This window comes from Pseudomonas sp. M5A4_2d (genome assembly GCF_053345295.1).
This window is the reverse complement of sequence record NZ_JBKEZW010000014.1, coordinates 1-21,837: the sequence shown is the minus strand read 5'-3', so window position 1 is coordinate 21,837 and position 21,837 is coordinate 1. Positions and strand designations below refer to the sequence as shown.

The 21,837-nt window shown below is 59.2% G+C and carries 20 protein-coding genes; 7 read left to right on the top strand and 13 right to left on the bottom strand.

All coding sequences use genetic code 11. The features are described 5' to 3' along the window. The first annotated feature begins 14 nt into the window (after positions 1–14). The 3 genes from ACLBW8_RS25980 to ACLBW8_RS25970 all read left to right on the top strand — a co-directional run bounded on the left by ACLBW8_RS25980 (position 15) and on the right by ACLBW8_RS25970 (position 3,256). Complete coding sequence (locus ACLBW8_RS25980; protein WP_064450898.1) at positions 15–1,634, top strand: FMN-binding glutamate synthase family protein; 1,620 nt, start codon at positions 15–17, stop codon at positions 1,632–1,634. A 67-nt stretch (positions 1,635–1,701) separates the two neighbouring features. Continuing rightward, positions 1,702–1,998: a cupin domain-containing protein gene (locus ACLBW8_RS25975; RefSeq protein ID WP_447806668.1), complete on the top strand. Its 297-nt coding sequence runs from the start codon at positions 1,702–1,704 to the stop codon at positions 1,996–1,998. Between the two features lie 133 nt (positions 1,999–2,131). Beyond that, complete coding sequence (locus tag ACLBW8_RS25970) at positions 2,132–3,256, top strand: OpgC family protein (RefSeq protein WP_447806667.1); 1,125 nt, start codon at positions 2,132–2,134, stop codon at positions 3,254–3,256. 62 nt (positions 3,257–3,318) lie between these two features. On the opposite strand, the gene ACLBW8_RS25965 is transcribed toward ACLBW8_RS25970, so the two are convergent. The 3 genes from ACLBW8_RS25965 to ACLBW8_RS25955 all read right to left on the bottom strand — a co-directional run bounded on the left by ACLBW8_RS25965 (position 3,319) and on the right by ACLBW8_RS25955 (position 6,507). Continuing rightward, positions 3,319–4,731, bottom strand: coding sequence for an amino acid permease (locus tag ACLBW8_RS25965; RefSeq protein WP_064450895.1), 1,413 nt, complete (start codon positions 4,729–4,731; stop codon positions 3,319–3,321). Between the two features lie 421 nt (positions 4,732–5,152). Then, positions 5,153–5,515 carry a hypothetical protein gene (locus ACLBW8_RS25960; RefSeq protein WP_447806666.1) on the bottom strand — a complete coding sequence of 121 codons (363 nt, stop codon included), beginning with the start codon at positions 5,513–5,515 and terminating at the stop codon, positions 5,153–5,155. A 2-nt stretch (positions 5,516–5,517) separates the two neighbouring features. After that, positions 5,518–6,507 carry a hypothetical protein gene (locus ACLBW8_RS25955; RefSeq protein WP_447806665.1) on the bottom strand — a complete coding sequence of 330 codons (990 nt, stop codon included), beginning with the start codon at positions 6,505–6,507 and terminating at the stop codon, positions 5,518–5,520. 493 nt (positions 6,508–7,000) lie between these two features. Between ACLBW8_RS25955 and ACLBW8_RS25950 the strand changes: the two genes are divergently transcribed. Together ACLBW8_RS25950 and ACLBW8_RS25945 are read left to right on the top strand one after the other, a co-directional pair. Then, on the top strand, positions 7,001–7,306 hold the full coding sequence (locus tag ACLBW8_RS25950) for a DUF6124 family protein (RefSeq protein WP_447806664.1): 306 nt from the start codon (positions 7,001–7,003) through the stop codon (positions 7,304–7,306). Between the two features lie 254 nt (positions 7,307–7,560). Beyond that, positions 7,561–10,650, top strand: coding sequence for a transglycosylase domain-containing protein (locus ACLBW8_RS25945; RefSeq protein WP_447806663.1), 3,090 nt, complete (start codon positions 7,561–7,563; stop codon positions 10,648–10,650). Positions 10,651–10,758: 108 nt separating this feature from the next. On the opposite strand, the gene ACLBW8_RS25940 is transcribed toward ACLBW8_RS25945, so the two are convergent. From ACLBW8_RS25940 to ACLBW8_RS25895, 10 genes are all read right to left on the bottom strand, one after another. Next, entirely contained in the window at positions 10,759–11,730 is a 972-nt protein-coding gene (locus ACLBW8_RS25940; RefSeq protein WP_447806662.1) for a fimbrial protein, read from the bottom strand. Positions 11,731–11,918: 188 nt separating this feature from the next. After that, on the bottom strand, positions 11,919–12,881 hold the full coding sequence (locus ACLBW8_RS25935; RefSeq protein ID WP_447806661.1) for a fimbrial protein: 963 nt from the start codon (positions 12,879–12,881) through the stop codon (positions 11,919–11,921). A gap of 125 nt (positions 12,882–13,006) precedes the next feature. Then, entirely contained in the window at positions 13,007–13,555 is a 549-nt protein-coding gene (locus ACLBW8_RS25930) for a fimbrial protein (RefSeq protein ID WP_447806660.1), read from the bottom strand. 11 nt (positions 13,556–13,566) lie between these two features. Further along, on the bottom strand, positions 13,567–14,046 hold the full coding sequence (locus ACLBW8_RS25925; protein WP_447806659.1) for a fimbrial protein: 480 nt from the start codon (positions 14,044–14,046) through the stop codon (positions 13,567–13,569). A 29-nt stretch (positions 14,047–14,075) separates the two neighbouring features. Beyond that, entirely contained in the window at positions 14,076–14,570 is a 495-nt protein-coding gene (locus ACLBW8_RS25920) for a fimbrial protein (RefSeq protein WP_447806658.1), read from the bottom strand. Positions 14,571–14,580: 10 nt separating this feature from the next. Beyond that, on the bottom strand, positions 14,581–15,165 hold the full coding sequence (locus ACLBW8_RS25915; protein ID WP_447806657.1) for a fimbrial protein: 585 nt from the start codon (positions 15,163–15,165) through the stop codon (positions 14,581–14,583). Positions 15,166–15,186: 21 nt separating this feature from the next. Further along, positions 15,187–15,948 (bottom strand): fimbria/pilus periplasmic chaperone, encoded by a 762-nt coding sequence (locus ACLBW8_RS25910; RefSeq protein ID WP_064450886.1) that lies wholly within the window; start codon positions 15,946–15,948, stop codon positions 15,187–15,189. Beyond that, a complete protein-coding gene (locus tag ACLBW8_RS25905) occupies positions 15,945–18,557 on the bottom strand; it encodes an outer membrane usher protein (protein ID WP_447806656.1) in 2,613 nt (870 codons plus the stop codon). The genes ACLBW8_RS25910 and ACLBW8_RS25905 overlap by 4 nt, the downstream gene beginning before the upstream one ends. Positions 18,558–18,576: 19 nt before the next feature. Continuing rightward, complete coding sequence (locus ACLBW8_RS25900) at positions 18,577–19,098, bottom strand: fimbrial protein (protein WP_447806655.1); 522 nt, start codon at positions 19,096–19,098, stop codon at positions 18,577–18,579. 93 nt (positions 19,099–19,191) lie between these two features. After that, the gene (locus ACLBW8_RS25895) at positions 19,192–19,701 is read right to left on the bottom strand and encodes a fimbrial protein (RefSeq protein WP_447806654.1); all 510 of its coding nucleotides are present in this window, start codon (positions 19,699–19,701) and stop codon (positions 19,192–19,194) included. Positions 19,702–20,241: 540 nt separating this feature from the next. On the opposite strand from ACLBW8_RS25895, the gene ACLBW8_RS25890 reads away from it, so the two are divergent. Then, the gene (locus tag ACLBW8_RS25890) at positions 20,242–20,763 is read left to right on the top strand and encodes a PadR family transcriptional regulator (protein WP_064450883.1); all 522 of its coding nucleotides are present in this window, start codon (positions 20,242–20,244) and stop codon (positions 20,761–20,763) included. Further along, positions 20,760–21,527, top strand: coding sequence for a siderophore-interacting protein (locus ACLBW8_RS25885; RefSeq protein WP_447806653.1), 768 nt, complete (start codon positions 20,760–20,762; stop codon positions 21,525–21,527). Before ACLBW8_RS25890 ends, ACLBW8_RS25885 begins: the two co-directional genes overlap by 4 nt. The last annotated feature ends 310 nt before the right edge of the window (positions 21,528–21,837 follow it).

Genomic DNA, 21,837 nt, shown 5'->3' with positions numbered 1-21,837 from the left:
CCAAGGAAAACCGTATGAGCCTGTCGTTACTAAGCCGTTACGCCTTCTTTGCCGTGTGCGTCATTTTCACCCTCGCCAGCCTCCCTTTTATCGAACATGAATGGCTGTGGCCGATCACCGTGGTCACCGGTATTCTCAGCCTGATCGGGATTTTCGACCTGCTGCAAAGCCCCCACGCGGTGCGTCGCAACTACCCGATCCTGGGCAATATCCGTTACCTGGTAGAAGCCATCCGCCCGGAAATCCGCCAGTACCTGCTGGAATCCGACAGCGACGCCCTGCCCTTCTCACGGGCCCAGCGCTCGCTGGTTTACTCGCGCGCCAAGAACGAAACCGCCGACAAACCCTTCGGCACCTTGATCGACGTCTACCAGTCGGGTTTCGAATTTATCGGCCACTCCATGCGCCCCGCGCCGTTGAGTGACCCGAGCGCCTTTCGCGTGATGGTCGGCGGCCCGCAATGCAAGCAGCCGTACTCGGCGTCGGTGTTCAACATCTCGGCCATGAGCTTCGGGTCCCTGAGTGCCAACGCCATTCGCGCGTTGAACCAAGGTGCCAAGCTCGGCAACTTTGCCCATGACACCGGCGAAGGCAGCATCAGCCCCTACCACCGTGAAAACGGCGGCGACCTGACCTGGGAACTGGGCAGCGGCTACTTCGGCTGTCGCACCAGCGACGGCCGTTTCGACCCGGAACGCTTCGCCGTGCAAGCGCAAAACCCGCAAGTGCGCATGATCGAAATCAAGATGAGCCAGGGCGCCAAACCCGGCCATGGCGGGATCCTGCCCAAGCACAAGGTCACCCAGGAAATCGCCGACACCCGCGGCATCATGATGGGTGAAGACTGCGTCTCGCCGTCGCGCCACAGTGCCTTCTCCACGCCGATTGAAATGATGCAGTTCATCGCTCAATTGCGCGAACTGTCCGGCGGCAAGCCGGTGGGTTTCAAGTTCTGCCTGGGCCACCCGTGGGAGTTCATGGGCATTGCCAAGGCCATGCTGGAAACCGGCATTCTCCCGGACTTTATCGTGGTCGACGGCAAGGAAGGCGGCACCGGCGCCGCGCCCGTGGAGTTCACCGACCATATCGGCGTGCCGCTGCGTGAAGGCCTGCTGTTTGTGCACAACACCCTGGTCGGCCTGAACCTGCGCGACAAGATCAAACTCGGCGCCAGCGGCAAGATCGTCAGTGCGTTCGATATCGCCAGCGTCCTGGCCATCGGCGCCGACTGGGCCAACTCGGCACGCGGCTTCATGTTCGCCATCGGCTGTATCCAGTCACAAAGCTGCCACACCAACAAATGCCCGACCGGCGTCGCCACCCAGGACCCGTTGCGCCAGCGCGCCCTGGTGGTGCCGGACAAGGCCCAGCGCGTATTCAACTTCCACCGCAACACCCTCAAGGCGTTGGCGGAAATGCTTGCGGCAGCCGGCCTGGATCATCCAGCGCAGCTGTCGGCCAAGCATTTGGTGCGGCGTATGTCCGCAACTGAAATCAAGCTGTTCTCGCAGTTGCATGTGTTCCTCAAGCCCGGTGAATTGCTCACGGGCGAGGTGAACGGCGAGTTCTATTCGCGCATGTGGCAGATGGCGCGGGCGGACAGTTTTGAGCCCAATGAAATCGCTGCTGCCTGATAGCTAAACAAACACCTGCCCGCTGAACCGGACCACCGACGGCATCGTTGAAACAAGGAGATTCATCATGCCGTTATTAGACTTCGCCGCCATCGCCGAGCAACTGCCTGACAGCTGGAAATCCACCCGCCTCGGCCAGGTAGGCCCGGCGCGGATCAAAGTGTTGCGAATGGATGAACAGGCCTACGAAGAAGAAACCCACACTTACAATGAAGGGCTGCTGGTGGTCAGCGGGCAGTTGCGCCTGAGCATCGGCAATCACGAAATACGCGTGGATGCCGGCCAGTTGTACCTGGTGGAAGCCGGCACCGCGCATGCCGTACTTGCCGGTAGCCACGGCACCTTGGTGATCATTGATGTCTAGAGACATTCAGTAATACCCCGCCTTTGCAATTGCTTACAAATACCGCCAACCTGCGCCCGCCCGACGTGCGGCGTACGACAACACGCGCATTCGCCTGTCATTACTAAACTTATTTGTTCAAGAGCCCGCTGCCATGCTGAACGGACGCGACCCGCGCATCGATTTTTTTCGGGGCCTGGCGTTGATCTTCATTTTCTGGGATCACGTCCCCCACAATCCCCTCGGCCAGATTACCCTGCGCAATATCGGCTTCAGTGATGCTGCCGAAGTGTTCGTGTTTCTTGCCGGCTACGCCTCGGTGCTGGCCTACGGCAAGGTCCTGCAGCGCGAAGGTTACGGGATGGCCTGCCTGAAGATCCTGCGGCGCACATGGGTGTTGTACGTGGTGCATATCTTCCTGTTGGCGATGTTGATGGGCATTGTGTTCTTCGCCAACAGCCATGTGGAAACCCGCGACCTGGTCGAGGAGATGGGCCTGACGCACTTCGTTACGCACCCGCAGCAAGCGCTGGTGGATGAATTGCTGCTGCGCTTCAAGCCGAACCTGATGGACCCGTTGCCGCTGTATATCGTGTTGCTCGCCGGCCTGCCGCTGGTGCTGCCGTCGCTCTTGCGTCACACCTGGGCGGTGGCCGCGGTGTCGCTGGCGGTCTATCTGCTGGCGCCGCATCTGGGCTGGAACCTGGCAGCGATTGCCGACGGTGTGTGGTACTTCAACCCCGTCACCTGGCAGTTGCTGTTTGTGCTGGGCGGGGCGGCGGCGATTCACGGGCAACGCCCACGGCCACAGGACAATCGGCCGCTGCTGCGTCAGCCGTTGTTTGTGGCGGCGGCGGCCTATGTGCTGGTCGCGGGTGTCATCACGATCGGCTGGCGCTGGCCCGACATACACGACGCGCTGATGCCGTCAGCCTTGAGCGACCTGCTGTATCCGATCAGCAAGACCGACCTGTCGCCCGTGCGTCTGCTGCACTTCCTGGCCCTGGTCTACGTCACCGCCAAACTGTTGCCGGGGCGTGCCTGGACGCAAAACTGGCTGGCACAGCAGACCTGCCGGATGGGACGCTACTCGCTGGAAGTGTTCTGCCTGGGCGTGCTGTTGGCACCGTTGGCGGACATGATCAACGCCCTGGCTGGCGATGCCTTTGCCGTGCAGATTTTCACCGCGCTGGTGGGGGCTGCACTGATGGCCGCGCTGGGGGCCTGGCTGGAGTTCAACAAACGCCTGAGCCAATCGCCCCACGTGGCTACCGCCTGAAAAACAAAAAGCCCCGATCAAGGGGCTTTTTGTTAAGTGGCTATTTGTTGAGTGCTGAGAGGTCAGGCTTGAGCACGCACCCCGGCATTGCTCGGCTGCAACTTGAACACGTAGAACAGCACCGTCAGCAGCACCAGGAATACCGGGCCCACGTACAGCGCGATACGCGTGTCCGGGAAGTAGGCCATCAGCCCCACCACCAGCACCAGGAATGCCAGCGCCAGGTACGAACTGACCGGGTACAGCCACATGCGATATTTCAGCGCCTTCTGTTCGGCGGGGCTCAGGCTCTTACGGAATTTGAGCTGGGCCAGCAGGATCATCAGCCAGGTCCAGATCGCGCCGAAGGTGGCGATGGAGGTCACCCACACAAAGACTTTTTCCGGAACCATGTAGTTGAGCAGCACGCCCAGCAACAGCACGAAGATCGACAGCAGCAGCGCCTTGCGGGGTACGCCGTTGCTTGAGGTGGTGCCGAAGGTGGCCGGGGCCTGGCCGTTCTGCGCCAGGCTGTAGAGCATGCGCCCGGTGCTGAAAATACCGCCGTTGCACGACGACAGTGCCGCAGTAATCACCACGAAGTTGATGATGCCGGCGGCGGTCTTGATGCCCAGGCGCTCAAAGGTCATCACGAACGGGCTGCCCTGGGTGCCGATTTCGTTCCACGGGTAGATCGACAGAATTACGAACAGCGCGCCCACATAGAACAGCAGGATGCGCCAGAACACCGAGCCGATGGCACTGGGGATGGTCTTCTGCGGGTTCTTCGCTTCACCGGCGGTGAGGCCGATCATTTCCACGCCGAGATAGGCGAACATCACCATTTGCAGCGACATCAACACGCCTTGCACGCCGTTGGGCATGAAGCCGCCGTGGGCCCACAGGTTGGAGATACCCAGTGCCACGCCGTCATTGCCGAAGCCGAACGCGATGATGCCGATGCCACCGATGACCATGGCAATGATCGTGACGATCTTGATCAGCGCGAACCAGAATTCGAACTCACCGAACGCCTTGACCGCAATCAGGTTGATGGTGCCCATGCTGATCAGCGCCGCCAGGGCCCAGATCCAGCGCGGGGTGTCGGGGAACCACACGCCCATGTACACGGCGACGGCGGTAATTTCCGCCACGCAGGTTACCAGCCACAGGAACCAGTAGTTCCAGCCGGTGAGGAAGCCCGCCAACGGGCCGAGGTAATCCTGGGCATAGCGGCTGAACGAACCGGCGACGGGGTTGTGCACCGCCATTTCGCCGAGCGCGCGCATGATCACCAGGATCGCCAGGCCGCCAATGATGTAGGACAGCATGATCGCCGGGCCGGCCATTTCAATGGCCTTGGCCGAGCCCAGGAACAGGCCGACACCGATACAGGCACCAAGGGCCATCAGGCGAATATGCCGTTCACCGAGTTCACGTTTGAGCGGGCCGCCTTGAGCGGTCTCGCCATGGGGCAGTGGGTTGCCGACTGGCATAAGGGTACAACCTCATTTTGTTATTGGAGTGTCCGTCGAGTTTCCAGGGGCCGGCCGGTAAGCCTGCGCCCTTGTCGAAACCGGGCCGCCTCATGGACGGGCCCTTCTTGCCGGGCAAGATCAGCGGGGCATGCAGTATAAAAAGCCGAGAGCAGGGCCTTTCACTATAAAAACGGACCAATTTAGGGGAAGTGCCGGTTAAATTGCAATTTTACAGGAGCATCTAACCTGAATTGGGCGGCAAAACGTCGCACAAGCCACTGCGCGATCGTTCCCACGCTCTGCGTCACGAGTGCGCGGTAAATCAGAGGCTGCCCAAGGCAGCCTCTGGTTTTGAGCGATTTTTTTGTGTTATCGGACACTCGTGACGCTTCATCGTGGGAACCTGCTGAGAGCGGGTCCGTCGAGCAGTCATCGTAGGCTACCAGCCATACAAGTAGGTCCAGAGGGCTAAGCCAGCAGCCCATACCATCCCAAAATGATACGGCCACAACGCCCAACGCTTGAGGGACAAGGGGACGGACGCCAGCTCAGCCTCGGTCACATCCCCTCTTTTGATGTGAAATTTAGGCATGCCCAACAGCTCAGTGATCAGAAGCATGCGATGAAACCTGTCGATATGCTGATTTCTGCCCCAAAACCGTTTGTTATCGCAGACCAGCTTGTTCTCACTGAAGTAGCTTTCCAGCGCTTCGAGCTTTGTGCACTCAGCGTATAAAGTCAGCCCCGCGAAAACGAACGTCCCTGCAAATAAAAAGATTGCAAGGATGAGTTTAAAATCCATGCTTAAGCGCCTTCTGGTTGAAAGATCAAATCACCGTCGATCTCTTCGATCTGCCCACCTAGAAACGCGCCGAGAGCGCCAGCCGCATTGCCCGCTGCATACCCTCCCGCAGCGCCGCCGATCACTGCGCAGGCCAGATCACCGTTTCCTTTAGCCGCGACGCCCAAAAGAACCCTACAGCCGCTACGGGCTAATGTTGCACCCAGCTTCCCTCCGCCATAAGCCCCCGCCACGCCGCCCGCCAACTTCCCCGTCTCCACATACTTCGCCCGCCGACACTGCGCCTCCCGCCCCTGCACACACGCCTCCTTGACCTCCAACCCTGCCACGCCCACGTCCAGTGCCAAGCCGACATACGTGCCCTTCCCCAACCACTTCGACGCCTGCGAAATGCCCTGTATCCGCTGTGCATACCCGGCGATGTCGCCCTTATGCAGATAGCTTTTGGTTGAAATCCCCAGCACCTTCTTCAACACCTGATTGCCCTGCAGCCCCGTGCCAAATCGCGCCGCACCTTGCAACTGGGTGTCCAGCAGCCCGAACAACGCCTTGCGCTGTCGAAAAAACGCCTCACGGTCCAAGCCACCGGTTTTCAGGCGCTGGTGCAGTTGCTCAATCGCTTCCAGCGTATGCGCCACTTCGTCCAGGTGCCGCGCCCACGCCGATGTCGCGCTGCCCACACCCAACGAGCCGTAGCCCAGAAAACTTTGCAGCAGGTCATAATTGTTGACCACTTGGGTGCCGGCGCCAGTGTCCAGCTGCCGACGAATCGCCTCGGCTTGGCGCATCAGCCAGGCCTCTTCCAGCGAGCAGGTCACGCTGTAGGTATCGGGAACAATCACCAACTGCCCCGGCGTCACCAGCCCATGACGCAGGTGCCGGTTCAGCACGTCAAAATGATCGGAACGCTGCCGGTTCGAGGCTCCGCCCATCAAGCGGGATTTCAAGCTGAGGTAATCCGTGGTGCGCTCGTTGATATAGCCCTGCGCCATGCCTCACATCCCTGGATGCAATGAAGATGGCGTCGGAATATAAGCAAGCGAATACGTCCCGGACACAAGCTCGGGAGGGCTGAGTCACAATTAGTGAAATTGCCTGCATCGCAGGGAGAAAGCACCTACAAAAAGCCCCTCACCCTCACCGTTTATGGGTGGGGTTAGTGGCATTTGGTCATGGTTTGTAAAGGGCCAGCAAGGCGCGTCTCTTTAAATTGCAGGACGTTTCCTAGACAATCCCTGCCGCCTTGTGCCTGTTGGAATCGATGGCTAGTCTGCGATCCGTCACTGCTCATCAGTGATCGGGTTTAGTCGCCTGACCTTCCAACGTGCGCATGGTCCTCCATGAGGTTTAATGGTGGCTGTGCGCAGGGCGCCTTCGGGTGCGCCGGAATTTTCGCGTTGGAACCGGTCGACTAACCTGCGTACAGCCGCCGCCCTCGTTTAGTCGCGAAGGGTGTCGACACCTAATCTAACGCGAAGGTAAACCATGAATAACAAAGCCGTCCCCGATCCGCCCCTCAGTTCCGCCAAAGCCCGCGCCGCCTTCAACCGCGCCATCGACCATTACCTGCCCACCCAAGGCGTTCACATCGAAGACCTGAGCTTCGAAGACGCCCTGCTCTACACCGCAAGTTTTCTCGACAGCGCTTCGGCCACAACGCTCAATTGCAGTGAGCTGCTGCCTGGCCCCGAGCGGGCGAAAATTCTGGCCGTGTGGCATTTGCTGGAAATGGCCAAGACCACCGTGGACCACTCTATCGAGTGCCTGAACCCCGTAAAAACACCTGCCTGAACACGGTAAAAAATGTGTGAGCGGGCTTGTTGTGGCGAGCGGGCTTGCCCCGCGTTGGGCTGCGAAGCGGCCCCACTAAGATCGCCTCGGTGTGCCAGGCATACTGCGGGGGGCGGTTTTAGGGCGGCTTCGCCACCCAACGCGGGGCAAGCCCGCTCGCCACAACAACCAAAACACACAATTCCCTCGCACCCAGCCCTCAGCGACTAAGCTTCAGACAAGTCCGATCAATCTGCGTTAAGGATCAATCGACTATGGGCGCACTGTGGCAAACCGAATCGAACAAGGCTGCGAAACAAGGCAGTTCGGACCCAGCGCCTTTACCTAAAAATAAACCCAGGCCCCGCTATGTACGGCGCCTCTTCGGGTTGATTGTGTTGATGGCGCTGATTGCCCTGGGGTTTGCCGCCGCCAAAGAGATGCGCACCTCCCGTCTGCAGGCCCAGGAACTCAGCCGCCTGGCGCGCGACCTCACCTACCAGGTGAAGCCCGGCCCCAGTCAGGCCATTACCTATCCGGGAGCCGGTCCCTTCGACCGGCGCCTGGGTTACAGCGACCTCGGCACGTTCCTGCCGCGCCTGCTCAAGCGCGGTTATGTGATTGAGGCCCAGGCACGCTTTTCACCCGCACTGATGGACTACAGCGCCAAGGGCCTGTTTGTGCCCTATGCGGAAAAGATCCAGGCCGGGCTGTCCATTACCGACTGCCGCGCCGTGCCGCTGTACCAGTACAACTACCCGCAACAGCTGTACCAAAGCTTCGCGGCGATCCCGCCCGTGGTGGTCAACAGCCTGCTCTTTATCGAAAACCGCGACCTGCTCGACCCCACCCAGCCCCAGGCCAACCCTGCCGTGGACTGGCCGCGCTTTGCCAAGGCCGCCTGGTCACAAGTCGCCAAGGTGCTGCACCTGCCGGGCCAGAGTGCCGGCGGCAGTACCTTGGCGACCCAGCTGGAAAAATACCGTCATTCCCCGGATGGCCTGACCGTATCGGGCGAGGAAAAACTGCGGCAGATGTTTTCCGCCGCCGTGCGTGCCTATCGCGATGGGCCCGATACCTTACCGGCGCGGCAGAATATCCTGCGTGACTACCTCAACAGCGTGCCGCTGTCGGCGGTGCCCGGCCACGGCGAAGTACATGGCCTGGCCGAGGGTTTGCGGGTGTGGTACGGCGCCGATTTCAACCAGGTCAACCGCGCGCTGGTCGGGCCGGTGAGCGCCGAGCAAGGCCTGGCCCTGCGTGAAGTGCTGTCGTTGATCATCGCCCAGCGCCGCCCTTCTCATTACCTGGCCAAAGGCCGCGAAGAACTGGCCCAACTCACCGACAGCCATCTACGGCTGCTGGCGCAGAACGGCGTGATTACTCCGGCACTGCTGCAAGCCGCACTGGCGACCAACGTCAGCTACCGCGACTGGTTACAACAACCCACGGTGCAGCCCGTGGAGACCAACAAAGGCATCAGCATGGCCCGTGCACGCCTGGCCGCCCTGCTCGACCGACCGCTGTACGACCTCGACCGCCTCGACCTCTCGGCCACCACCACCCTGCAAGCCCCATTGCAGGGCCAGGTCAGCGATTACCTCAAGCACCTCGCCGACCCTGACTTTGCGCGCCAGATCGGCCTACTTGGCGAGCGCCTGCTGACCCCGGCCAACACCGCGCAAGTGCGCTACAGCTTCACGTTATTCGAGCTGACGCCAGATGGCTCACGGGTACGCGTACAAACTGACAACACCGACCAGCCTTTCGATATCAACGAAGGCAGCAAACTGGAACTGGGCTCCACTGCCAAGTTGCGGGTGCTGACCACTTACCTGCAAATCATCACCGAGCTGCACGACAAGTACGCCGCCCAAGCCCCCGCCGCGCTGAAAAAAGTCGCCGTCGACGACCAGGACCGCCTGAGCCGCTGGGCCCTCGACTACCTGATCCAGACACCGGACAAATCCCTGGCCAAAATGCTCGACAGCGCCCTTGATCGCACCTACTCGGCCAGCCCCAACGAAGGCTTTTTCACCGGCGGCGGCCTGCATCACTTCCATAATTTTCGCAACGAAGACAACGGCCGCAGCCCGACCTTGCGCGACGCCCTGCGCGAGTCGATCAACCTGCCGTTCATTCGCCTGATGCGTGATGTGGTGCGCTACACCACCTATTCCGGCGCCAACAACAGCGCCGAGTTGCTCAAGGACGACAATGACCCGCGCCGCCAGGAATACCTCGCCGATTTTGCCGACCGCGAGGGTACGACCTTCCTGCGCAAGTTCTGGAAGAAGTACCAGAAGAAAGACACCCAGGCACGCCTCGATACCTTTCTCGACGGCCTGCGCCCCACGCCGATTCGCCTGGCTGCCGTACACCGCTACCTGCTGCCCAACGCCAATCAGGACAGTTTCAACCTGTTCGTACGCGCGCACCTGACCGGCGTCAAAACCAGTGAGAAACTCACCGACGAGCGCCTGCAAAAACTCTACAAGGCCTATGGCCCCGGCACCTATGACCTGCCCGACCAGGGCTATATCGCCAAGGTCCACCCACTGGACCTGTGGTTGATCGGCTACTTGCTCAACCATCCCGAGGCGGCCTTCAGCGAAGTGGTCAAGGCCAGTCGATTCGAGCGCCAGGAGGTCTATAGCTGGTTGTTCAAAAGCCGCCATCAGAGCGCACGCGACAGTCGCATCCGTACCATGCTCGAGGTGGAAGCCTTCCTCGATATTCACCAGCGCTGGCAGGCGGTCGGTTATCCGTTCGACCACCTGGTGCCGTCACTGGCCACCGCGATTGGCAGCTCCGGCGATCGCCCGGCGGCGCTGGCGGAACTGATGGGGATCATCCTTAACGACGGTGTGCGCGCGAGGGTGGTGCGCATCGACAGCCTGCACTTTGCTGCCGGTACGCCCTATGAAACCCAGGTGATCAACGACCCCGCCACCGGCAAACGGGTGATGCCGGTGGAGGTGGCGCGGGCGTTGCGCGGGGCCTTGTCCCAAGTAGTAGACGCCGGCACCGCCAAGCGTGTGGCAGGCAGTTTCAAGTTGGACGACGGCACGCCGCTGGCCATGGGCGGCAAGACCGGCACCGGCGACAACCGCATTGAAGCCATCGGCGCCGGCGGGCGGGTACTCAGTTCCAAGTCGATCAACCGCACCGCCACCTTTGTGTTCTATATCGGCGACCGCCACTTCGGCACACTCACCGCGTTTGTGCCCGGCAGTTCAGCGCAAGGTTTCAAGTTCACCTCGGCGCTGCCCGTGCAGGTGCTCAAGGGCATGGCGCCGATTCTTATGCCGTACTTGAAGCCGGGAAGCCAGACGCTGTGCCTATCGACAGAGGGTCCGCACTGAAAAACGGCCGGGTAACCTTCGCCCGGTCGATTTCCAGGGTCTGGCGTACACGCCCGGTCTGGCCGGTGCGAATACGGGCGGATGCCTGAGCCTCAACCCGCGCCCACGTCATGGCACCCCCATCACGAGCACACCACTGCCGCTTGTGGCCCCCGTGATCGGCAGGGAGCCTGCTCGCCGCACCAGAGAAAACGTCACATCGTCTCCGCCCACGCTGTTGGTAATGCGGGTCAGGAACGAACTGCCGACTTGCACCGCTGCCCCCCCATGGACAAGGGCTGTGCCCAAGTCCGGATTGGTCATCATCAGCAGGCGCGTGTTGAACGACGAGGGGCTGCCTTTGTAAGTAATGGTGATCGGCGTGGTAATCCCAGGGTCCGGGCAGGTGTAGGTGAGCCTACGGTCACTGCGGATTGTGGTTGTCAGCGGATCTGTGCCAATGGCTCTCTGGTGGACTTCGCCGAAGTTGATCTCGATCGGGTTGTTATTGTTGATCGTGCAGGTTGACGGGGAGACGGTGAAGTTATTCGCGGCAAGGTACGTCACGATGAGCTGCGAAGAGCCCGTATTCCCATTGTTTGTCTGGGTCATGCGTAATAGCCCCAGGTTGTCCCCAACACGAATGTCGATAGGGTTCCCCGGAGAATTACGCATCAAAATATAAGGCGTTACATCAATCGGGTACCCTGTCCTGTCATCAGGCATGGTGGCCACCCGGATTCCAACGGGGACCGGGGTGTTGCGGTTCGTCCCATTTATTCGCAGGCCGGTGCCTTCCGAAGCGAATTTGGGGCCGGGGGTCCAAGGGGACCCTGCGAGACTGCCCGTTGCCCAGTAGTCCGCGGCCGGTGATGGCGACCACCAGGCAGGCGTATATCGGCATTCGAGCCTCGCACCTTCGAGAAAAATGCGGTTTTGGCTTGTATCCAGTCGGACAGTGACGGGAACCTGCAGGTTTATATTCTGGCCTCCTCCTACCGTAATCCACCCGCCGCCATTAATACGGCAATCAACGGCTTTCGCAGTCGTCGTCACACTCAGCAAGACGAGAAGCGCCATGGCGCCATAGAGTCGTTTCATATTGATCTCTCATTTCAAATCTACCCAGGCACAACCCAACCAACCTGCGGTGCGTGCCTAATGGCCGCCCAAGGGATAGTTGAAGTTAGTCACGGTCGTTTTCAGTCTATGGGTGACGGTTCACAGCACTACAAACAGTCCAGCGATCTACCACGCCACGTGGCGTCGTCCTTTGCCTTGTGAATATTTCATGGCACCCCCATCACCAGCACACCGCTGCCGCTTATGGCACCGGTGGCAGGGAGTGAGCCCGTTCGTCGAACCAGCGTAAACGTGACATCGTCGCCTCCCACGCTGTTGGTAATCCGAGTCAGGAACGAACCGTTGACTTGAACCGCAGAACCCGCACGAACAAGGGCCGCGCCTACCTCGGTGTTGCTCATCCTCAAGAGGCGCGTGTCGAACGACGAGGGAGTGCCTTTGTAGGTGATGGTGATCGGTGTGGTAATCCCGGCATCCGGGCATGCGTAGGAAAGTCTGCGATCGCTGCGAATGGAGGTGGTTAAAGGATCGGTGCCTATTGCCCGTTGATGTACGTCGCCGAAGTTTATCTCGATCGGGTTGTTATTATTGATCGAGCACGTTGAGGGGGAGACGGTGAAGTTGTTGTTGGCGGTGTAAGTAACGGTCAGTTGCACTGAACCGCTATTATCACTGTTTGTCTGGACCATACGTAATACCCCGAGGGTATCCCCGATTCGAATGTCGATCGGGCTCCCCGGACTATTACGCATCAGTATATAAGGCGTTATATCAATCGGGTATGCGACCGTGTTATCCGGCATCGTGGCCGCCCGAATTCCAACGGGAACCGGGGTATTTCGGTACGTTCCGTTTATTCGTAAGCCGGTGCCTTCTTGAGCGAACTTCGGGCCGGGAGCCCAGGGTGTACCGTTGCCGGTTGCCCAGTAGTCCTCCGCTCTAGATGGGGTCTGAGGGCCGATTGTGTATCGGCATTCGAGCCTCGCCCCTTCGAGTAGGATACGGTTTTGTGCCGTGTCCAGTCGGACGTTTACGGGGACCCGCAAGTTTATATTGCCCCCGCCGACAATTGTCCACACGCCTCCATTGACACGGCAATCAACGGCTCTTGCGGTGGTGGTAAACCCTGTCAAGACGAGAAGCACAATGGCTCCATCGAGTCGTTTCATTTTGATCTCTCGTTGTTTATCTACCCAGCCCCCACAACGAACATGCAGTCCGTGATTTAAGGCAGCCCAGAAGAGAATTGAGGTTTGCATGAGGCTGTTTTCAGCCTATGAATGATGTTTCACACCTATGGGTAGTCCAACGTAAACGTAGAACTCACGGTGTACGCACCATGCTCTATAGTCTGATCCCTGATGGCATTCGGCTCGCCCTGCACATAGGCTTTGAGCTCAATACTGTTGCTGCCATCACTCAACACCTGTTCGTCGCTGACTGCATTCAAGGGCAACGGCTTGTCGCTCAGGGTCTCGATACCAACCCCAATGCCTGAGGCGCCGCTGCCTCCATCCAGTGCGAGTAACCCGGGCAGCGCCGGGTTTTCTGTACCGCCGAACGTGATGGTGACCGTCTTGCCAACCGTAGTGTTACAGTCCTCCAGGTGCAGCTTGAAACCGCGACCCTGTGAACGCGTGTTGATATAGAGGTGCTTGCTGGTGATGTCCCAGAGTTCCAGCGTGATGGCCTCGTCGCCCGGCCGAATAGTGCAGGCCTCTTCAACCAGGTTGCCCTTGAAACTCAAGTTGTCGGCCGCATGGCCGTTGGAGGCGAGGCCGCCGGTAAGCAGTAATGCCAGACCTCCACATGACCAACCCTTATGAACCCTTTCATGTCGCATAGACTCGACTCCTACTCGTATTCGGCCAACAGCGTGGCCACCGCTGTAAACCTTGCGGGGGTCAGTACGGCCCCTAACCGTTTGACGGGTACAACTTCCAATGTCGGCGGGGACGACAGGCTGATGTCCAGTGGCGTATTGAGTAGAAACGGCACGTTATTTTGAAACAGCCGGATGCCCAGGTCAGGCACACTGGTCTGCACCGCCGAGCCATCAAACGCCGTGGCTGTGCCGTTAACACTCAACTTCAATTCCCACGGCAGCGTGTCGGTGCCGCAGTTGATGGTGTAACCCACGCCCTTACGGTATTTCTCACCATCGACGCGCTTTACACCGACGTCCCCAAAGTCGACTTCAATGGTGTTTCCAGCGTCAATCGTGCAGGGCGGAGGCTCGTTCAGTGTTCCGCTGAACGTCAGGTTGGCCGACGCACCATTGCAAAGGCCGATGGAACACAAGGCGAGCAACGCTCGCTGCTGCCAAAATGTCATGGGTCGTTTCTCTTGATGGGTAATCGATTTCATTGGTAATCGACCACGAGGGTGGCGGCGGCATCAAATGCGCCTCCCGTGAGACTGCTGCCCGCGCGCTTGACAGGCACCGCCTGCACGACCGGAAAGTTTGGATGGGTAAAATTCACGGCCGTATTCAATGGCCAGTCAGCGCCATTGACGAACAGCTTTACCCCAAGGTCCGGCTTGCGGGTCAAGAGCACGCGACTGTCGAACGAAGCGCCTGTGCCCTTGAGTTCCAGCTTCATCGCGTTGTTGAAGGGGGAATCACAGGTGACGGTATAAGGCACGTCCCGACGGTAATTGACCCCGTCAACCCGTGACGTCAGAAGGTCATTGCCGAACGGCACGTCCAGCGTGCCGCCGCTGTTAATCACACACGGCGGGGGCGCGATGATCACCGCGCGGATGGTTAGACTCGTATCGGCCTGCGCGCTTTGGCTGACAGCCCAAAGCAGGCCGCCACCGATAAGAAGGGCCCGCGAGCCGCTTGACTTAGCCATTGTTCTGCCCTCACTCATAATTGAGCCTGAAATCCACCACGGCCTTGAACGCCCCGCTGCTTAACGGTGCAGAGGTGCGCGTGGGTTGAACATTCCAGGTCTGGGTATCGCTGCCCAAGGTCAAAAACAAAGGTTCGCCTCTTGAGCCGAGCTGTACATTGCGTCCCATGGCGTCGGTCAAATACAGGCCCATCCCGGTGATGCCTTGCACTTTGACCAACCGTGGATCATCGGCATCGGCGGGTGCCATGAACGCTACCGACAGCACGGGTTGAAAAGCACTCCATGCCAGGTTCCCCGTTCGCTCACTGCGGATGCTGCCTGCGGTGCGGTGGCAATCGCTGAAGCGCAACTGAAAGGCCACCGATGTCGCCTGATCGCCCGGCCGCTGCAATTGGCTGGTGGACACGGCGCCCAGGTCAATCGTCTGATGAACCGACGTCATCTCCAAGCTGCAAGGGGACTCATGCATGGTCCCGAGAACATTCAGCATGCCACTCATGCCCTCGATATCCTCGCCGTCCTCGACGGCGCATGCGCTCCCCATAAAGGCCAGCAACAGGCCGCCCAGGACCTTCAGATTGTGTGAGTTCATGACTTTCTCCGGCCGCTGGCATTACTTGTTAGGCGCTGAGGCTTGCACATTGACCTTGCACGTTTGGCCGCTGCAGGTGAACGCCAGCAGCGGACGTCCGCCGTAATCATTCACGTAGGCCAAATAGGGCGCTGTGCCGAGGGCCGTGGCCGTTGGGCCCAGTTGAAGCGTGCCTTTGGGCGGGACCATCACTGGCACAAACCCCGGCACGGTTTTGCCGTCCTTGCTGTCGCGCGCATCCACCAGGGTCACGTAGTAAGGCGTAGGGTTGCTCACCTGGTAGTGGTCGCCTTCGCGGGTCAGGGTCAGTTTTTCCTGCCAAGGGTTGGACAGGTCTTGCTGGCTTGGCGTAATCGCTTGCGGCCGGTAGAACAATTTGATCCGGGTTTGCAACGCAATTTGCAGGGTGTTGGACTTGTCACTGCGCGGCGGGATTTCCCTCAAGTTGAAGTAGTAGACCGTCTCCCGGTCCTGCGGTAACGATTTCGCCGCCGGCAGCGCCTGAACTTTCACCTGGCTTTGCTTCCCAGGCTCCAAGCGTTGAACCGGCGGTAGCACGATCAGGGGCGTGGTGATTTTTTTGCCCTCTTCGTCCTCGATCCAGCCCTGGGCCAAATACGGCAATTGGGTATTGTTATTGGTGATATTCACGCTGGTGGCATCTTTGCCACCATCAAAAATCACGCGGGTACGGTCCAGGCCGACAGCTGCGTTAGCACTCTGGCTCAAGCCTAGCGCCAGCAGCACAAGAGCCTGAGGTGTGAAACGTGTAGTGAGCATCATGAGGATGGGTTCTCCATATCGGTACGCTTGCCGGTCAGCGCTGCGGGCTCGGGCAAGGAAGGGTCATTGGCTACCAGTTGGCAGCGCAGTTGCAGGGCATGGGTCAAACCATCGGTTGGCAAAATGACAGGCAGCGTGAAGATGCATCGCGCATCCCCTCCCCAACTGACGCTCATCTGCTCCCCAGGCTGAATGCCACTCAGGTAGACGTTGCCGCCGTCATTCATAATCCCGGTGTCCTGCTGTTTGAGGTTTTTCACCGTCGCACCGAAGGGCGGCGAACTGCCGTCCGGCAGGCGCAGAACAGCCATGGCCTTCTCACCGGCGATCACGTCCAGCGATCGATAACCGATAGCGCCTTCGGTGAGCGTCAGTTGCGTCATTGATTGAGTGGCTTCGACATTGCTCGGCAACTTCTCCAGATCAACACTGGCCGCCGTACGCTGGTAGCTGCTGATGTCGGAAATAACCGCCTTGCCGAAAGCGTTGCTGCGGGTCGGTGTGCCATAACCGCGCACAGGCACATCGGCGACACCTGCGGTATCGACCATCAGACGGGTACCGCCGGTGCTATTGGTACGGTGCAGCGCCGCGCCGTAAGGTGTGAGCGTGCCACCGCCGCGAGCGGATACACCGAGGCTGCTGTAACTGCCTTTTTGCGTGCTGGCGCTTACATCAATGTCGGCCTGGTCACCGATATGACTCAGATAACCACCGGCGGAGTTGTTGCTTGCACTGAGCTGGTAGCTATTACGCTCATTGAGGCGATCGCTGTAGCGCGTTGAAAGCGTGTTGTCGCCTGCGGACCGATTGGCATCCAGCGACAGTGTGCCGGTGGGCCCCAACGGCAAACTCACCGTCAGCGACATGCCGTTGTCTTTGTAGTTGTATTCCAGCGTGCGGTACGCGTTCAGCGACAGGCTCATGTTTTTGACCGAGCCCACATTAAAGTAGCGGGACAACGACAGGTTCCAACGCTGGGTGTCCGGCCGGTCCCAATACGTTTGCTTGTTGTAACTGGCGTAAACGGTGGCGCCCAGGTCACGAAATTGTTTATTCACCGTCACCGTATAAAGGGCCTTGCTGCCACCTATCGGCCTCCAGTCCTCGCTGTATTCACCGTTCTCGTTGTAGCGCCCGCGCCCGCCGAGTTCGCCGTTCAACCCGTAATGACGGGCATCCAGGTATTCGGCCATACTCAAAAAGTTCTTATCGGAAAACCGGTAACCGGCGAAGGTCACCTGGCTGTCGTACTGTTCAAAGTTCTTGGAATATTGAAGGCGATAGGATTTACCCGAGAGCGACTCGTTCCACACGCTTGCGTGGGATTGCGTGACATCCACCGAGACAGCCCCGAATGCCAGCAGGTCACGCCCCGCCCCGACAGACAGCGCACGGTAGTTGTTGTCCGACATACCGCCGCCAAACAGCGACCAGCCGTTGCTGATCCCCCAGGAGAACTCGCCGGTGCCAAAAACGTCACCTTCGGCGCCGTACTGAAGATTGGTCGGTCGACCGGTCGCCACCTTGTAACGAACTTGCCCCGGTCGCGTCAGGTAGGGAACGCCTGCCGTGTCCATCTGGAAAGAGTGCACCGAGCCGTCCTGCTCTTCCACCCGCACATCCAGCTTGCCGGTCACAGCGTCATTAAGGTCCTGAATGCGAAAAGGCCCCGCCGCGACCAGGGTTTCATGCAGCACACGCCCCTGTTGGCTGATAACGACTTTCGCATTGGTCTTGGCCACCCCGACGACTTCCGGGGCGTAACCACGCAAGTTGGGTGGCAGCTGGCTTTCATCCGAATTGAGCGCAGCACCCGTGAAGCGGAAGCTGTCAAACAGGTCGGAATACAGGTAGTTCTCACCCACCACCAAGCGCGCCTTCAACGCAGGAATTGCGCGATACGCGTAGTAACGGCTCCACTCCAGTTGGCGATTCCCGGCCGGCCCTTCACGGCCTTTTTCGACACGCCCCTGCCAATCCGCCCTCAGGCGCCAGGCCCCGGCATTGGCCCCCACGGTTCCGTTACCACTGAGGTTATTGCGGGCCCGCTCATTCCTTTGGTAGTTCGATTGCGCCGTCAGGTTGTAGTCAACCAACAACCCGGGCACCCCATCATCCCAACGGGAGGGCGGGTCCCAGTTAATAGCACTGTACTCAAGGTAGGCTTGTGGGACGTTAATGTTCAGTGTGGCGGTGGCCAAATCACCACTGACCTCCATACCTGGCAAACTTTGAGTATCCAGGCACTGCCCGCCTTTCCACCACGCACGTGTGGCGGCGCCGGACTCTTTCAAGCCCAATTGTTCCACCAGCGCCGGTGACAAACAGGCCTGACTGCCTTTGGGATCATTATCGGGAGGGTAGAACGCCACCGAGTGCTCAGCCATCACTTGGTTATTGATCTGTACAACCATCGCGTAAGTGCCCGGCAGAATAAAGCCGCTGCGCGCAAAACGAGACAAGTCGATATTAGTGCGATCAATAAGATCAAGAACATCGGTATTAAACTCGATATCCCCGGCACCCAGTGCAGTGCCTGCCAGTGACATCAACCCGCCAAAGATAGTGGGACGGAGCGTAGTTTTGACCTTGGACGTATTCAACATTAAAACAACCCGTCAATGTTCAAAAGTATTCCAGCTTGAACCGCACTGCGGCCGTGTGAGCACCTGTCACCAGCGGCAGTCCATTGCCGACCAAGCGAAGCGTGTAGTGAAGTGTCATGTCGCCATTGACCAACGGCAGCAAAGCCATCGGCTCCCCCGGAACACTCTCCTGACCCGCAGCGTCCTCAATGTGCAGCGCGACTCCTTGCGAGCCGCCAAAGACGGCAAAGGAACGCCCTGCTCTGTCGTGAGGACCGTCAAAGGTCACGCGCAGATGCTCCCAATCGGGAAGGTTTACACCGGGCCGCGATGGGTCGGGGCGAGTCAATGAGCAATTGACCAGGCGCAACTGGAAGGGCTGTCGTACGCCCGTCGCATTGCGCAACAGCCGGCCTATCGGTTCAGGAGGCATCTCGATGGTTTGATCGGCACTGACTGCTTCCAGCCCGCAGGCGGAGTCAACGATCTCTCCTCCCAGCGTGACAATCCCATCGCCTTGCGCAGTGTCCTGCGCGCAAACATCGGGGGCGATAAGCATCATCAATGAAGAGGCAATAGCGAAACTTATGAATGTCCTCACCTATCTATCTCCCGTCAGCGTCCCCCCGTCACCGTTGGGTGACGGGGGGGAAACTTACTGATAAGCCAAGGTGAAGTTGGTGACCGCGCTGAAATCACCCGGGACGATGTCGCCGGTAGCGGCGCCTTGCACATAGGCACCGAACTCCAACGTGTTGTCGCCGGTGCTGATGGCCTGCGGGGTGGTAGGGGTGCCCAGGTCAATCACTTGGCCGCCATGGGTCATCATGATGCCGATGTTGCCGGCCCCCCCGACGGTGCCGATCGCACCCGGTACAGCGCTCGACGGTGACGCGGTGAAAGTGGTGGTGACGGTGTTGTCGGTGAGGCCCGTCAGGTCGCAGCCTTCAAGCTCGATCCGCACACTGCGGGCTTCAGACTTGCCGCCTGCTTGCAGCTGATGCTTCGCGATAGCCCCCAGGCGAACGGTCTGATCTACAGAGTCAGGTTTAATAGAGCAGGCACCCGAGTGGACAGACCCCAAAAATGTAACCGTTCCATCCGCCGCTTGAGCCACGGACATCGACCCCAGCAGCAGCCCGATAGACAACAGTGCAGTTTTCATTTTGGTTTTCATTTGCAAGTACTCACACAGTCATTAAGCGTCATAGAGAAACCCTGTCGCAGTGGTGCGCAAGGCTGGTTAAGCACGCAACGAAGAGGGTGTAACGCCTGATTAAAGCTCGGCAAAAAGTTCGAATCACACTGTGCCGTGTGAAAAGTTTTTCCAACTATTTGCATTGCAAATCATGACCCTTTCGAAGCCAGGTAAGTTTCTATTTCAGACTTGAAAATGTAAGCCGGGAGATTCGCTTAATGACGTAGCCTTGACACATCAATACACATAGGAAAGTTATGGCTATTTGCCAAAACTTTCAAAACAGCCGTAGGAAGTAGACTACGAGGAGGTTAATGAGAATATTTTATTGTCGGATAGGTATGTAAGAACAGGATTACATAGTTTAAAAACAATGTACTTACTCAAGTAAAGCAACTAGCGAATTGGAGAGTGCCACGAGGCGTGGAGGACCGTCTGTCGGGAGCCATTGCACAGCCTGTAAGATATATCTTAAGTTATATCTAGACACACACAGAGGCTCCTACCATGCGAGACCATCCTCACCAGCGCGACGGCTTTGACCCCCGCGCAGGTCGCGGTCGCGGCCCCCGGGTGTTTGCACCCGGTGATTTGAAACTGTTGCTGCCGGCCCTGATCGCCGAACAGCCCTGCCATGGCTACGACCTGATCCGCCAGATCGAAAGTCTGTTCGACGGCGCCTATACCCCAAGTCCCGGCGTGATTTACCCCACCCTGACCTTTCTTGAAGAGAGCGATCTGATCCAGGGCGACGCCGACGGCGGAAAAAAACGCTACACAATTACCGATGCCGGTCGTCTCTTCCTAAGCGAACAAGCCGTTGCGCTGGAGGGTGTGCGCATGCGCATCGACGTCAGCAAACGCTCATTACGCGGCCACGACCGCCCACCGGAAATTCACGAGGCGGTACACAACCTGCGTCACGCCTTGCATTCGCACCACGGGCGCTGGAGCCCGGAAGAAATCGTTCGTGTCGCGGCGCTGCTCAATCGCACCGCTCAAGCCATTGCCGACGGGAAAGACCAATGAATACGCAAGCTATCCACCGCGTCACCCACGAAATCAAACGTCGTCGCCTGCAAGTGCTGCGGGTAGTCGATATCACCCCACGCATGCGCCGCGTCACCTTCGGCGGGCCGGAACTGGCGGGGTTTATAAGCCTGGGCAGCGACGACCACATCAAACTGCTGTTCCCGCAGAACGCCGCCGAACAGGCTGCACTCGAAAGCCCGACTTTCAATATCAAGGGTGACGGACCGCAACCGGCCATGCGTGACTACACGCCGCGTCGCTTTGACCTGAGCATCGGCGAGCTGGATATCGACTTCGTGCTGCACGGCGACGGCCCTGCCTCCACATGGGCCGAACAAGTGCAGGTAGGCCAACACCTGTACATCGGCGGGCCACGCGGTTCGATGATCGTGCCGGATATCTTCGACAGCTACCTGCTGATCGGCGATGAAACCGCCCTGCCCGCCATCGCGCGCCGCCTGGAGGAATTACCAGCGGGCCGCAAAGTGCTGGCCGTGATTGAAATCGCCAATGCGGCGGAACAGCAAGCCCTGCAAAGTGCTGCCGATGTGGACGTGATGTGGGTGGTGCGCGGCCAGGATGACCTGCTCGACACCGTACGCACACTGACGCTGCCGAGCGGCGCGCTATACAGCTTCGTCGCGACTGAAACCAAGCTGTCGCGCCAGGTGCGGCGCGTGCTGCTGGACACGCACAAGGTCACTGAAGAGTTCCTCAAGGCCGTGGGTTACTGGCGCGCCGAAGGCAGCGAAGAAGACTAGAACCTCAAGCACGCTGAAGACTCAATGTAGGAGCTGGCTTGTCGGACCGCCGAACCGCTGCGATGGCATCAACTCGGTGTACTTGGTGGACCGAGGTGTCTGCATCGCAGGCAAGCCAGCTCCCACAGAAAAGCAGCTCTGCTCCTGATCTGCTTTTGCCCTGCTTTTGCTTCAACCACTCAGGTCGGCTTTCAGGCCGCCGTGCCCTGCTTTTGATCTGCTGTTGATCTTGATCTGACAGGCCCCGTTAACCACGATGGCCGAACGCAGGCTTGAATCCGTGGGTAACCCGGCAGGACGCCGGGTTAGC

Bases quoted from the DNA above. Each gene is read 5' to 3' on its own strand.
- ACLBW8_RS25980 (WP_064450898.1), top strand. From the start codon at position 15: ATGAGCCTGTCGTTACTAAGCCGTTACGCCTTCTTTGCCGTGTGCGTC.
- ACLBW8_RS25975 (WP_447806668.1), top strand. From the start codon at position 1,702: ATGCCGTTATTAGACTTCGCCGCCATCGCCGAGCAACTGCCTGACAGC.
- ACLBW8_RS25970 (WP_447806667.1), top strand. From the start codon at position 2,132: ATGCTGAACGGACGCGACCCGCGCATCGATTTTTTTCGGGGCCTGGCG.
- ACLBW8_RS25965 (WP_064450895.1), bottom strand. From the start codon at position 4,731: ATGCCAGTCGGCAACCCACTGCCCCATGGCGAGACCGCTCAAGGCGGC.
- ACLBW8_RS25960 (WP_447806666.1), bottom strand. From the start codon at position 5,515: ATGGATTTTAAACTCATCCTTGCAATCTTTTTATTTGCAGGGACGTTC.
- ACLBW8_RS25955 (WP_447806665.1), bottom strand. From the start codon at position 6,507: ATGGCGCAGGGCTATATCAACGAGCGCACCACGGATTACCTCAGCTTG.
- ACLBW8_RS25950 (WP_447806664.1), top strand. From the start codon at position 7,001: ATGAATAACAAAGCCGTCCCCGATCCGCCCCTCAGTTCCGCCAAAGCC.
- ACLBW8_RS25945 (WP_447806663.1), top strand. From the start codon at position 7,561: ATGGGCGCACTGTGGCAAACCGAATCGAACAAGGCTGCGAAACAAGGC.
- ACLBW8_RS25940 (WP_447806662.1), bottom strand. From the start codon at position 11,730: ATGAAACGACTCTATGGCGCCATGGCGCTTCTCGTCTTGCTGAGTGTG.
- ACLBW8_RS25935 (WP_447806661.1), bottom strand. From the start codon at position 12,881: ATGAAACGACTCGATGGAGCCATTGTGCTTCTCGTCTTGACAGGGTTT.
- ACLBW8_RS25930 (WP_447806660.1), bottom strand. From the start codon at position 13,555: ATGCGACATGAAAGGGTTCATAAGGGTTGGTCATGTGGAGGTCTGGCA.
- ACLBW8_RS25925 (WP_447806659.1), bottom strand. From the start codon at position 14,046: ATGACATTTTGGCAGCAGCGAGCGTTGCTCGCCTTGTGTTCCATCGGC.
- ACLBW8_RS25920 (WP_447806658.1), bottom strand. From the start codon at position 14,570: ATGGCTAAGTCAAGCGGCTCGCGGGCCCTTCTTATCGGTGGCGGCCTG.
- ACLBW8_RS25915 (WP_447806657.1), bottom strand. From the start codon at position 15,165: ATGAACTCACACAATCTGAAGGTCCTGGGCGGCCTGTTGCTGGCCTTT.
- ACLBW8_RS25910 (WP_064450886.1), bottom strand. From the start codon at position 15,948: ATGATGCTCACTACACGTTTCACACCTCAGGCTCTTGTGCTGCTGGCG.
- ACLBW8_RS25905 (WP_447806656.1), bottom strand. From the start codon at position 18,557: ATGTTGAATACGTCCAAGGTCAAAACTACGCTCCGTCCCACTATCTTT.
- ACLBW8_RS25900 (WP_447806655.1), bottom strand. From the start codon at position 19,098: ATGATGCTTATCGCCCCCGATGTTTGCGCGCAGGACACTGCGCAAGGC.
- ACLBW8_RS25895 (WP_447806654.1), bottom strand. From the start codon at position 19,701: ATGAAAACTGCACTGTTGTCTATCGGGCTGCTGCTGGGGTCGATGTCC.
- ACLBW8_RS25890 (WP_064450883.1), top strand. From the start codon at position 20,242: ATGCGAGACCATCCTCACCAGCGCGACGGCTTTGACCCCCGCGCAGGT.
- ACLBW8_RS25885 (WP_447806653.1), top strand. From the start codon at position 20,760: ATGAATACGCAAGCTATCCACCGCGTCACCCACGAAATCAAACGTCGT.